Annotated in this window: 12 protein-coding genes and 1 riboswitch; all 12 genes read left to right on the plus strand. The window is 70.3% G+C overall.

Features of this window, described 5'->3' with window-relative positions; genetic code table 11:
• Positions 1-652: 652 nt before the first annotated feature.
• The 12 genes from ACQF4J_RS43465 (at position 653) to ACQF4J_RS43520 (ending at position 12,405) form a co-directional block, all read left to right on the plus strand.
• Positions 653-1,549, plus strand: a complete 897-nt coding sequence (locus ACQF4J_RS43465; protein ID WP_351577499.1) for a TauD/TfdA dioxygenase family protein — start codon at positions 653-655, stop codon at positions 1,547-1,549.
• Positions 1,546-2,433: an ABC transporter permease gene (locus tag ACQF4J_RS43470; protein WP_427168251.1), complete on the plus strand. Its 888-nt coding sequence runs from the start codon at positions 1,546-1,548 to the stop codon at positions 2,431-2,433. The genes ACQF4J_RS43465 and ACQF4J_RS43470 overlap by 4 nt, the downstream gene beginning before the upstream one ends.
• Positions 2,430-3,161 (plus strand): ABC transporter ATP-binding protein, encoded by a 732-nt coding sequence (locus ACQF4J_RS43475; protein WP_427168252.1) that lies wholly within the window; start codon positions 2,430-2,432, stop codon positions 3,159-3,161. The genes ACQF4J_RS43470 and ACQF4J_RS43475 overlap by 4 nt, the downstream gene beginning before the upstream one ends.
• Before the next feature lie 42 nt (positions 3,162-3,203).
• Entirely contained in the window at positions 3,204-4,262 is a 1,059-nt protein-coding gene (locus tag ACQF4J_RS43480) for an aliphatic sulfonate ABC transporter substrate-binding protein (RefSeq protein ID WP_427168253.1), read from the plus strand.
• On the plus strand, positions 4,259-5,590 hold the full coding sequence (locus ACQF4J_RS43485) for an LLM class flavin-dependent oxidoreductase (protein WP_427168254.1): 1,332 nt from the start codon (positions 4,259-4,261) through the stop codon (positions 5,588-5,590). Before ACQF4J_RS43480 ends, ACQF4J_RS43485 begins: the two co-directional genes overlap by 4 nt.
• Positions 5,591-5,729: 139 nt before the next feature.
• On the plus strand, positions 5,730-5,840 hold the full coding sequence (locus ACQF4J_RS43490; protein WP_351577512.1) for a putative leader peptide: 111 nt from the start codon (positions 5,730-5,732) through the stop codon (positions 5,838-5,840).
• A gap of 225 nt (positions 5,841-6,065) precedes the next feature.
• Positions 6,066-6,929, plus strand: coding sequence for a glutathione S-transferase C-terminal domain-containing protein (locus ACQF4J_RS43495; protein ID WP_427168255.1), 864 nt, complete (start codon positions 6,066-6,068; stop codon positions 6,927-6,929).
• 65 nt (positions 6,930-6,994) lie between these two features.
• A riboswitch (SAM riboswitch) is annotated at positions 6,995-7,103 on the plus strand.
• Positions 7,104-7,427: 324 nt separating this feature from the next.
• Positions 7,428-8,408 carry an amino acid ABC transporter permease gene (locus tag ACQF4J_RS43500; protein ID WP_427168256.1) on the plus strand — a complete coding sequence of 327 codons (981 nt, stop codon included), beginning with the start codon at positions 7,428-7,430 and terminating at the stop codon, positions 8,406-8,408.
• The gene (locus tag ACQF4J_RS43505) at positions 8,405-9,202 is read left to right on the plus strand and encodes an amino acid ABC transporter ATP-binding protein (RefSeq protein WP_351583616.1); all 798 of its coding nucleotides are present in this window, start codon (positions 8,405-8,407) and stop codon (positions 9,200-9,202) included. The genes ACQF4J_RS43500 and ACQF4J_RS43505 overlap by 4 nt, the downstream gene beginning before the upstream one ends.
• Before the next feature lie 69 nt (positions 9,203-9,271).
• Positions 9,272-10,300, plus strand: coding sequence for a transporter substrate-binding domain-containing protein (locus ACQF4J_RS43510; RefSeq protein WP_427168257.1), 1,029 nt, complete (start codon positions 9,272-9,274; stop codon positions 10,298-10,300).
• Between the two features lie 90 nt (positions 10,301-10,390).
• Complete coding sequence (locus ACQF4J_RS43515; protein WP_427168258.1) at positions 10,391-11,116, plus strand: GNAT family N-acetyltransferase; 726 nt, start codon at positions 10,391-10,393, stop codon at positions 11,114-11,116.
• Between the two features lie 44 nt (positions 11,117-11,160).
• The gene (locus ACQF4J_RS43520) at positions 11,161-12,405 is read left to right on the plus strand and encodes an LLM class flavin-dependent oxidoreductase (protein ID WP_427168259.1); all 1,245 of its coding nucleotides are present in this window, start codon (positions 11,161-11,163) and stop codon (positions 12,403-12,405) included.
• The last annotated feature ends 20 nt before the right edge of the window (positions 12,406-12,425 follow it).

Here is a 12,425-nt window from a genome sequence, read left to right on the forward strand (position 1 = left end):
ATGCCGTCGGGTGATGAGTCGCGCACCGGTGCACGTACCGCGCGGTGCCGCGCCCAGTACGTGCATCAAAGCCTCCGGTGGTCAGGGATTTCCTTTTCAACGTACGTCGCCTGCCCCGGCGAGTGTCAAGGTCGGACATGGCGGAGTCACATCCGACCGGACGTGTGCGGCACTGCGTGTCCGCAATGCAAGACCCGACCGGGTAGGCATTGACCGACGAGGTGGGTGTCTGCTGGACTCCCCTGCCATGAACCCGCGCGTGGACCTGACTCGGCGGCGCCACATCGATCTGGCGCACGTCTCCAGCGCGTTTTGTTGTCGCTGACCCGGCGAGTGGTCGTCGGTAGCGGCGGGGCGCGTAGTCGGCCCGCGGCGGCCCGAGGCGTGTGAATCCGCCCCTTCCGCATTGCCTCCCCACGGGATCGAAGTACCCATCTCCCTGTGAGCTCTTCGCGCCGTACGAGCGGGGAGCGCGTCGGCGTACGTCAGCGCGGTCGCTGAGACAACGGCCGTGGCGATCCGGGAGTACGCACATCCTCTGAACCGGCCCGGACGACTCCGTACGCCGGTCGATCAGTCCTGCGCACTGTCAGCGCCGGCACCAAACCGTCGGCACACCTCGGTGTGTCCATCCGTCCGAGAGGGACCCCTCATGCCTCTGTCCATCCGTAAGCTCACCGGCCGTATCGGCGCAGTCGTCGAGGGCGTCGACCTCACGACGTCGCCGGACTTCTCGACGATCACCACGCTCCGAGACGCCCTCAACGAGCACAAGGCGATCGTGTTCGACGACGTGCGCCTGGACAACGCCGACCAGGAGCGCGTGGCCGGCTGGTTCGGCGAGCTGACGACCGCTCATCCCAACGTGCCGGCGGCGGACGGCACGACGAACGTGCTCGCCGTCGACAGTGAGACCTCCAAGGCCAACGAATGGCACACGGACGTCACCTTCGTCGTCAACCCGCCCCAGTTGACCACGCTGCGATCCGTGGTGGTCCCGCCGTACGGCGGCGAGACGCTCATCGCCAACGCCGCCGCGGCCTACCGCGACCTCCCCGAAGCGCTGCGCTCCCTCGCGGACTCACTGCGCGTCGTGCACACGAACCAGTACGACTACGCGCGACCCCCGGCCGCGACCGCCGAACGGCAGGAGTACGACCGCGTCTTCGTCTCGACGCCGTACGAGGCGGAGCACCCGGTCGTGCGGGTACATCCGCTGACGGGTGAACGCGGCCTGTTCATCGGCGGGTTCGCCAAGCGGATCGTCGGCCTTTCGAGCGGCGAGTCGGCCGATCTGCTGCGCGTCCTGCAGTCGTACGTGACGCGTCCGGAGAACATCCTGCGCTGGAGGTGGTCCCCGAACCAGCTGCTGATCTTCGACAACCGGATCACCCAGCACTACGGGGTCGACAACTACGACGGCCACCCGCGCCGCCTCAACAGGGTGACGGTCGCCGGTGAGGTGCCCACCGGTGCCGACGGCCGCCGCAGCGAGCAGCTCGTCGGCGATTCCTCGCACTACAGCGCTTTGCTGGCGGTGGCGGCATGACCGAGCTCGGCCTCAAGGCACCGGCCGCCACCGAGCGTCCGGCCGCCGGGACGACGAGCGCGCGGGAGGTGTTCCTGCCGCGCGGCGCCCGCCGCCGAACACCTTTCAGCAGACTGCGCGAGCGCCTGCGCTGGCCGCTGGGCATCTACACGACCCCGGTCGTGGTCCTCATCGCCTGGGAGGTGCTCGCCCGGGCCGGGGTGGTGTCGAAGACGTACGCTCCGGCGCCGACCTCGGTCGTGCGGTCGGCTGTCGACCTGTGGCAGCAGGGCGTCCTCGGACCCGACCTGGCCGTCTCGCTGCAGCGGGCCGGTATCGGTCTCGCCATCGGCCTGACGGCAGGCATCGTCACCGGCGTGCTCGGCGGCCTGCTGCGCAGCGGCGAGTACCTGTTCAACGGGCTCGTGCAGGTGCTCAACACGATCCCTCTCCTCGCCGTGCTGCCGCTGATGATCGTGTGGTTCGGCATCGACGAACTCACCAAGGTGCTGCTGATCTCCTTCGGCGCCGGCGTGCCGATGTACCTCAACCTGTTCGCCGCGATCCGGGGCGTCGACCAGCGGCTGATCGAGATGGCTCGCACGACGGGCGCGGGCAACTGGCGCCTGGTGACGCGCGTGCTGGTGCCCGGAGCCCTGCCGGGGTTCCTGGTCGGCCTGCGATTCTCCCTCGCGTACAGCGTGCTGGGCCTCGTCGCGGCCGAGACGGTCAACGCCGACAAGGGGCTCGGCTTCCTCATCACCCAAGGGCAGACGTATCTGCAGACCAACCAGGTCTTCGTGGGGCTGGTCATCTACTCGCTCCTCGGTCTGCTCGCCGACCAGTTCGTCCGGGCTCTCGAGCGGGTGCTGCTGCGGTGGCGCCCCGGTTATGAGGCGTCATGAGCAGCACGATCGCACCGCGGTTTCGTCAGCAGACCGGAGTTGTCGTCGAGCAGGTGGTTCGCCGGTTCGGTGACCGGACGGTGCTCGACGGCCTCGACCTCACCATCTCGGACGGGGAGTTGGTGATCCTGCTCGGGCCCTCGGGCTGCGGCAAGAGCACCCTGCTGCGTCTGCTCGCCGGCCTCGACCGGCCCGACGGCGGGCGGGTGGAGGTCCCGGCCCGGCGCGCGATCGTCTTCCAGGCCGACCGGCTGCTGCCGTGGCAGCGGGTGCTGCGCAACGTCACGCTCGGACTGTACGGGTCCGACGCCGAACAGCGGGCCCGCGACGTGCTCGCCGAGGTCGGACTCGCGGGCCGTGAGAAGGCGTGGCCGAAGGAACTCTCGGGCGGGGAGGCCCAACGGGTGTCGCTCGCCCGGGCGTTGGTCTCGGAACCCGAACTCGTGCTGCTCGACGAGCCGTTCGCGGCGCTCGACGCCATCACGAGGCTGCGCATGCACGACCTCGTACGCGCGCTGCGCAGCAGGCACCAGGCCGCCATGCTGCTCGTCACGCACGACGTCGACGAGGCGATCGCCCTGGCGGACCGCATCGTCGTCATGGGCAACGGCCGCATCGGCGCCTCGCACGAGGTGGACCTCCCCGCCCCCGACCGCGAAGCGAGCGTCGCCCGCGAGGAACTCCGCGCACGGCTCCTGGCGGACCTCGGCCTCGCCGGCCGCCACTGACCTCCCCCAACACCCTCACCCGGCACAGAAAGCACGACAACCATGCGAAGAAGAACAAGCAGACTCATCGCCACCATCGGCTCGCTCACCCTGGCGGGCACTCTCGTCGCCTGCGGATCGTCGTCGTCGGACACGGCCGCGCCTCTGAGCAACGCGGCCGACGCCGGCGACGTCAAGCACCCCGAGTGGAGCAAGTACACCTTCACCATCGGCGACAACGGCGGTGACGGCAGCCAGGAACTCGCGAAGGTCACCGGCGTGTTCGACAACGCCCCCTACAAGGTGAAGTTCGCCCGCTTCACCTACGGCCCGCCGCTCGTGCAGGCCGCCGCCTCGGGCGACATCGACCTCGGCAGCGTCGGCGACGTACCACCGATCACCGGTGCCGCGAAGGAGTACGGCTTCAAGATCGTGGCCGTCAACCGCTCGCTCACGCCCGACCAGGCGGTGGAGAACATCATCGTGCCCAAAGGCTCCAAGCTGAGGATGGCCGCGGACCTCAAGGGAAAGAAGATCGCCGTCCCGCAGGGCAGTTCGGCCCACGGTCTGGCCCTCAACGCCCTGAAGAGCGTCGGCCTCACCCCCAAGGACGTGAAACTGGTCTTCCTCGACCCGGCGGCCGGCGCGACCGCGTTCAACACCGGCAAGGTGGACGCCTGGTCGATCTGGAACCCGCAGTCCGCGATCGCGGTCAAGAACGGTGCCCGAATCCTGGTGAAGGGGCTGCCCCCGATCGACCAGACGAGCAGCTACTACGTCGCCAATGACTCCTCGCTGAAGGACAGGACCAAGCGTGCGGCTCTCACGGACGTCCTGAAGAGGCTGTCCCGGGAGTTCGCCTGGGCCGTCAAGAACCCGGACAAGTACGCGCAGGCACTGTCGAAGGAGCAGGGCATCCCGCTCGCCGACGCCAAGGCGTCCCTGGCCGCCTACTCGAACCGGGTCACCCCGGTGGCGCAGTCGGACATCGAACTGGAGCAGAACCTCGCCGACGCCTTCCTGGACGCGGGCCAGATCACCACGAAGGTCGACGTCGAGTCGATCACCGACAACCTCCTCCCGGCCGGTTACGACAGCTCCAAGCTCAAGGTCACCTCATGAGCGCCGGACGGCGGCGGCAGCTGCACCTCAACGCCTTCCTCATGGAAGCGGGCCACCACGAGGCGGCGTGGCGGCTCCCGCACAGCAATCCCCGCGCCGACTTCGACCTGCGGCACTGGATCGAACTTGCGCGCCTCGCCGAGAGCGCCAAGTTCGACTCGTTGTTCCTCGCCGACGGTCCGGCCCTCATCGGCACCGGCGAGTTCCGGCCGCCGGGCCAGCTGGAGCCGCTCACGCTGCTGACAGCGCTGTCGCAGGCGACCAGCAGGATCGGCCTCATCGCGACGGTGTCGTCGACGTACAACGAGCCGTACAACCTCGCCCGCCGGCTCGCGTCCGTCGACCACGTCAGCGGCGGCCGCGCCGGCTGGAACATCGTCACCTCGGCGGGCGCCGTCGAGGCCGCCAACTTCGGCCTCGACGACCGCCCCGGTCACGCCCAGCGCTACGCCCGCGCCGACGAGTTCCTGAAGGTCGCCAAGGCGCTGTGGGACAGCTGGGAGGCCGAGGCCGTCGTCGCGGACAAGGCGGCCGGGCGTTACGCCGACCCCGCCCGGCTGCACCGGCTCGGTCATGAGGGCACGTACTTCAAGGTCGCCGGTCCGCTCAACGTCGAGCGCCCGCCGCAGGGTCACCCGCTGCTCGTCCAGGCGGGTTCCTCGGAGGACGGCAAGGACTTCGCGGCCCGTCACGCCGAGGCCGTCTTCACCGCGCACACCACGTACGAGCGCGCCGCCGCCTTCTACGCCGACATCAAGGCACGCACCCGGGCCGCCGGGCGCGATCCGGACGGTGTGATCGTCCTGCCGGGCATCGTCCCCTACATCGGGTCGACCGAGGAGGAAGCCCGCGCCCTGGCACGGCAGCTCGACGAGCTGCGCATCCCGGAGTACGGGCTGCGCCAGCTGGCCGCGGTGTTCGAGACCGAGCCGTCGGTCTTCGAACTCGACCGGCCGCTACCGCAGTCCATCCTGGCGAGGCCGAAACTGGAGGGTTCGCAGAGCCGCTCCGACCTCATCATCGACCTGGCGGCACGCGAGAGGCTGACGGTGCGGGAGATCATCTCCCGGCTCGGCGGCGGCCGCGGGCACTTCGAGTTCGTCGGTACGCCCGAGCAGGTCGCGGACACGATCATCGCCAGGTTCGAGGGCGGTGCCGCGGACGGCTTCAACATCATGGCCCCGGCGCTGCCGTCCGGCCTGGCGGCCTTCGTCGAGCAGGTGCTGCCGATCCTGCGCGGCAAGGGCCTGTTCCGAGAGGAGTACGAGGGCACGACCCTCCGCGAGCACTACGGGCTCCCGGTCCCGGCGAACCAGTTCCATGTCTGACCCCTCCCGTGCCGGCCGGGTGCCTTGAGCGAGCGAGCCGCCGTCCACCGGGATGTCCGCGATGCGGGACGGCCCCCTTGACGTCGGTGGCCGTCAGATCGACACTCAGTAAGGAATCCTAGTGAACAGGTAGGGAAATATGAGGCGCCTTGATCCGGTCACCGTCCGAGTGAGCCGTTCGCCTCTGCTGACCTCCCGACGTCACATCGACCTGCTCCGCGTCTGCAGCGCGCTCGGCCCCATGGGCTGACCTGCGCCCTTCCCGCGCCGACGGCTTCCCCTGGAACGTCGTGCCGTTCGGCGTGCCCAGGTGAGCCCCGCTCCTGGGGTTCCGTCGTCGCATCCCCGTAGCCCAGGCGGGCCCGGCACCGAGTGCCGGGCCCGCCCGCCGGGTGGAGGAGGGGATGCGGCCACGGGGCCCAGCCCGATGTCGCATCCGCCGCGCGTACGTCCGCGCCCGCTTTCGGGGAGAGTCATGACCGTCACTTCGCCGGCCGCCCACGTGTCCGTCCGGCCCGCGCCCGCCTTCCGTGGCCGCATCGGCAGGGACGCACGCAGCGGCCACTACGCCGTTCCCGGCCGCTACCGGCTCCATCTGTCGACCGCGTGTCCCGACGGGCTGCGCATCGCCGTCACCCACACCCTGCTCGGCCTGGACGCCGTCTGTCCGGTGACCTATCTGCCCGCCGTCCCCGACTGTCCCGAGGGCGGCCACTCGGCCCTGCGTCCGCTGTACGAGGCGAGCGCGCACCACTACCGCGGCCCGGCCGCGGCGCCGGTGCTCAGTGACGGCTGGTCCGGGCGGATCGTCAGCACCCACGACCGGGACATCATGCGCGACCTCGCCCACCGCTTCGACACCGGCGGTTCCTCGCTCTACCCGTGCGGCGCGGAGTCGGAGATCGAGGCCGTGGAGCGGATGTGCGTGGAGGGGATCGAGCGGGCGGCGCAGCGGGCCGGGGCCGTGGGCGGGGAAGTGGCGGAACGTGACATGGCACTGGCCACGCTGCTGCAGACCCTCGGCGCCCTCGACCGCTGGCTCGACGGCCGCACCTACCTGCTCCGCGACGAAGTCACCGCCGCCGACGTCGAGTTGTGGGTCGCGCTGGTCCGGCTCGACACCGTGCACCGCCACCACCTCGACGCCGCCGCGGTCCAACGCATCGCCGGCCACCCGGTACTGTGGTCCTACGCCCGCCGTCTGACCGCCCACCCGGCCTTCGGCGCCCACCTCGACCTCGACGGCATCGACCGCCGTCACCACGCCCAGTGCCGGGGGCTGGAGGCCGCGGGATCGGCCGTCCAGATCCTCGACTGGGCGGCGCACTCGACCCGTTAGCCGTTCCACCTGCTGGACCGGCGTTGACATACGTTCGGGCAGTTGTCTTAACTACGGCCCAGAACGGTCATGAGTGTCAGCGACAAGCCCTGGCTTGCTGACCGGCAACCCTCGCACCGCGGTGGGGTGCCCCAGGTGACGACCCGGCCGATGACACATCGGTAAGCGCGAGGCCCACAGGGCCGGAACAGTGACGGTGACGCCATGTACGCAGCTCCCAGAACGGCCGCACGCCGTTCCCAGGGCTGCGTACGGACGTACGCGAACGTGCTCGTCGCGAACCGCGCCGTCGATCTGCTCCGCGTCAACAGCGCACTGTGTACCGCATCGGGCCGTGCCCGCTGTCGGGGCTGACACCCTCCCCGCAGCCCCGCACTCCCCGACGAACACCGCCCGCGCGGTGTGCCGTTGCCCTCCCCACCCCCGGTCCTGCGCCGCCGTGTGCGTCCCCGCACGCCGCCGCGCCTCCGGGGTGTGCCCACCCAGCCGGAGCCCACCATGAGCGAACCCCCTGGCGCCACCGTCACGTTGCCCGAGGCGCCCACCGCCGCCGAACCGCCCAAGGTCCTCACCGCCCAGCGGGTGCTGCCGCTGCGGCGGCCGGGACGCTGGATCGCCACCGCGGTCGTCCTGATCCTGGTCGCCCAGTTCGTCCACGGACTGGTGACCAACCCCTTCTACCAGTGGGACCGCTGGAGCTACTGGTTCCTGCGGCCGACCATCCTCGACGGCCTCCTCATCACCCTCGAAGTCGCCGCCTACAGCGCCGTGTTGGGCCTGATCGGCGGCATCCTGCTCGCCCTGGCCAGGCTGTCGAAGAGCCCGGTGCTGCGTGCGGTCAGCTGGACCTACGTGTGGGCGTTCCGCTCCATCCCGCTCATCGTCGTACTGATCTTCCTCTACAACTTCAGTGCCCTGTACAAGACGTTGAGCGTCGGCATCCCCTTCGGGCCGGCCTTCTTCTCCTTCGACGAGTCGAAACTCGCCACCGACATGGTCGTCGCCGTCGTCGGCCTCAGCCTCAACGAGGCCGCCTACGCGGCCGAGGTGGTGCGCGGCGGCATCCTCTCCGTCGACCAGGGCCAGCACGAGGCGGCCGCGGCCCTCGGCCTCCCCAAGGGCTACCAGTTCCGCAGAATCGTCTTTCCGCAGGCGCTGCGCTCCATCATCCCCAACTACGTCAACCAGCTCATCGGCCTGATCAAGGGCACCTCGCTGGTCTTCTACGTCTCCCTGCTCGACCTGTTCGGCTCCGCGCAGACCATGGGCTCCACCTACCCCGGCGACATCGTGCCGCTGCTGCTGGTCGTCACCGTCTGGTACCTGATCCTGACCAGCGTCGTCTCCGTCATCCAGTTCTACGTCGAGCGGTACTACGCCCGCGGTGCCACCCGGAGCCTGCCGCCGACGCGACTGCAGAAGCTCCGCACCGGTCTCACCGACCTGCGGGCCCGCATCCGCCGGGAGGCCGCCGTATGACCGCCAAGACCCTCGACGCCCTGGCGGACGTCGAAGCCGCCACCGTCGAGGTCCACGACGTGCACAAGTGGTACGGCACCCACCGGGTTCTGGACGGCGTCGACCTGACCGTCCGCCCCGGCGAGGTCACGGTGATCCTCGGCCCTTCAGGCTCCGGCAAGTCCACCCTGCTGCGGGTCATCAACCACCTGGAGAAGCCCGAGATCGGCCACGTCAGCATCAACGGCGAGCCGATCGGCGTGAAGCGGCAGGGCGAGCGGCTGAAGGAGCTGAGCGAGCGGGCCATCCTCACGCAGCGCGGACGGATCGGGTTCGTCTTCCAGAACTTCAACCTCTTCCCGCACCTGACGGTCCTGGACAACGTGGCCGCGGCCCCGGTCGCCACCGGCCGCCTCGGCAGGCCCGAAGCGCAGGAACTGGCCCGCGAACTCCTCGGCCGCGTCGGCCTCGCCGACAAGACCGGCGCCTACCCGCGCCAGCTCTCCGGCGGCCAGCAGCAGCGCGTCGCCATCGCCCGCGCCCTGGCCCTGCGCCCCGGCGTCATCCTCTTCGACGAACCCACCTCCGCCCTGGACCCCGAACTGGTCGGCGAAGTCCTCGCCGTCATCCGGGACTTGGCGTCCAGCGGCACCACCCTCGTCATCGTCACCCACGAGATCGGCTTCGCCCGCGAGATCGCCGACCGGGTCGTCTTCATCGACGGCGGCAAGATCATCGAGCAGGGGCCGCCCTCCGAGGTCCTCGACACACCGCGGCACGAGCGGACCAGGGACTTCCTCAGCAAGGTCCTCTGACCCTGCGCACCCACGACTTCCCCCCACGCCACCACTCTCATCACCGCCCCTGAGCGACAAGGAACGGCCATGCGCACCCACTTCACCCGACGCAGCCTGATACGCGGCATCACCGCGGCGACCGCCGTCGCCTCCCTGGCCACCGGGCTCGCCGCCTGCGGTGGCGACAGCGACGCGGCCACCACCACCGACAGCGCCGCCAAGTCCGGCGAGGTCGTCATCGGCCAGGTCTCCAACGGCGCCGCCAAGCAGACCGCCATCAAGGTCTCCGAGGTCAAGTCCATCAGCGCCGAACTGCCCGCCGCCCTCAAGAAGAGCGGCAAGCTGGAGATCGGCATCGGCGCCCTGCCGGCCGGCTTCCCACCGCTGGCCTATGTGGGCAGCGACCAGAAGACCCTCACCGGCGCGGAGCCCGACTTCGGCCGCCTTGTCGCCGCCGTCCTCGGCCTCAAGCCCGAGGTGAAGAACTCCACTTGGGAGAACCTCTTCGTCGGCATCGACAGCGGCAAGGTCGACGTGGCCTTCTCCAACGTCACCGATACCGAAGAGCGCAAGAAGAAGTACGAGTTCGCCTCCTACCGGCAGGACAACCTGGCCTTCACCGTGCCGAACAAGAGCGCCTGGAACTTCGACGGCACCTACGAGAACCTCGCCGGCAAGACGGTCTCCGTGGGCTCCGGCACCAACCAGGAGAAGATCCTCCTGGAGTGGAAGGCGAAGCTGGCCAAGGAGGGCAAGAAGCTCACCGTCAAGTACTTCCAGGACAGCAACAGCGTCTACCTGGCCCTGTCCGGCGGGAAGATCGACGCGTACTTCGGCCCCAACCCCGGCATCGCCTACCACAATCGGCAGACCGCGAACACGCCCAACGCCACCCGCACCGCGGGCACCTACTCGGGCGCCGGCGCGAGCCTGCAGGGGCTGATCGCGGCCACCGCCAAGAAGGACAGCGGCCTGGCCAAGCCGCTCGCCGACGCCATCAACCACCTGATCAAGAACGGTCAGTACGCCGAGTGGCTCAAGGCCTACAACCTCTCCAACGAGGCCGTGGCCAAGTCCGAGGTCAACCCGCCCGGACTCCCGCTCGACAACTCCTGACCACCGCGTGCCGGGAACTCCGCCACCACCCCGCGGTGGAGTCCCCGGCACGCCGGACACCCCGAGCCGCACCCCGGAGACCGCCACGCCATGTCCGTGACCACCATCGACGCCACCTCCTCGCACGTCCTGGACAACCCCGCCTGGGCCGCCCTCACCGGCCCCCACGCCCACTTCGCCGAACGCATCGGCCACGCCGCCCGCTACCACCGGGACGTGGCCCCCTTCCACGCCCTCTCCGACGAGGACAACCCCCGCGCCTGGGCCGACCTGGCCAGACTCGTCGGCCCCGGCGGCACCGCCGCGGTACGAGGCGTCACCGAGGCGCCGGGCGGCTGGGAGGTCGTCAGCATCGGACACGGCGTCCAGCTCGTGGACACGTCCCTGCGCGCCGAGCCCGACCCCGAGGCCGTACTCCTCGGCCCCGACGACGTGCCCCAGATCCTCGACCTGATCGCCCGCACCGAGCCCGGCCCCTACCGGCGACGCACCGTCGAGATGGGCACCTACCTCGGCATCCGCCACCGCGGCCGGCTGATCGCCCTGGCCGGCGAGCGGCTGCGCCCGCCCGGCTGGACCGAGATCAGCGCCGTGTGCACCGACCCCGACCACCGAGGCCGGGGGCTGGCCACCCGTCTGGTCCGTGCGGTGGCCGCCGGCATCAAGGAGCGCGGCGAACACCCCTTCCTGCACGCCGCGGCCGCCAACGCCAACGCGATCCGGCTGTACGAGTCCATCGGCTTCACCCTGCGCTGCAGCACCGTCTTCTCGCTCGTCCGGCACACCGGCGCCGCGGCCCTGGAAAGAACGGCATAGGCATGCCGACGTCCCTCTCACCGAACCTCCAGGAAGGCACCTTCGTGTCCGAAACTCCTCCCTCTCCGCTGCACCTTGCCGTCGCCCTCGACGGAACCGGATGGCACCCCGCCTCCTGGCGCGAGCAGGTCGCCCGGCCCCGCGACCTGTTCACCGCCGGACACTGGGCGGACCTCGTCGCCGAGGCCGAGCGCGGACTGCTCGACTTCGTCACCTTCGAGGACGGCCTCGGCCTGCAGTCCTCCCTCTCCCAGTCTCGACTTCGCTCGAACGGGGGGACCCCCATCGGCGAACTCGACGGCCGTACCGACCAGGTCCGCGGCCGGCTGGACGCCGTACTGACCGCGGCCCGGATCGCACCCCTGACCCGGCACATCGGCTTGGTGCCGACCGTGATCGCCACCCACACCGAGCCGTTCCACATCTCCAAGGCGATCGCCACCCTCGACTACGTCAGCACCGGCCGCGCGGGCCTGCGGGTGCAGATCTCCGCCCGGCCGCACGAGGCCGACCACTTCGGCCGCCGCGCCCTTCCCCCACTGAGCCTGCGGGAACTGCAGACGCCGGCCGGGCAGGAGCAGGTGGCCGACCTGTTCGACGAGGCCGCCGACTACGTCGAGGTGGTGCGCCGGCTCTGGGACAGCTGGGAGGACGACGCGGAGATCCGGGACGCCGCCACCGGACGCTTCATCGACCGCGACAAGCTGCACTACATCGATTTCCAGGGCAAGCACTTCAGCGTCAAGGGACCCTCCATCACTCCGCGCCCGCCCCAGGGCCAGCCCCTGGTCACCGCGCTCGCCCACCAGACCGTTCCGTACCGGCTGGTGGCCCGCCAGGCCGACATCGGCTACGTCACTCCGCAGGACGCCGAGCACGCCCGGGCGATCGTCGCCGAGATCCGTGCCGAGCAGGAGACGGCCGGTCGGGCCGGTGAGCCCCTGCACGTCTTCGGTGACCTGGTGGTCTTCCTGGACGACGAGCAGGCCGCCGCGGAGGACCGGCGGGCACGGCTCGACGCCCTCGCGGGGGAGCCGTACACCAGCGACGCCCGGATCTTCGCCGGAACGCCCGCTCAACTCGCCGATGTGTTGCAGGAGTTGGCGGCGCAGGGGCTGAGCGGCTTCCGGCTGCGGCCCGCCGTCGCCGGACACGACCTGCCGGCCATCACCCGCGGCCTGGTCCCCGAACTCCAGCGCCGGGGTGTCTTCCGCACCGCCTACGAAGCCGACACCCTGCGCGGCCTGCTGGGCCTGCCCCGCCCCGCCAACCGCTACGCCGCCGCCTGAGCCGGAAGGACCCGCACCGA

The sequence above is a fragment of the Streptomyces sp. C1-1 genome (genome assembly GCF_050214755.1).
Taxonomy (GTDB): domain Bacteria; phylum Actinomycetota; class Actinomycetes; order Streptomycetales; family Streptomycetaceae; genus Streptomyces.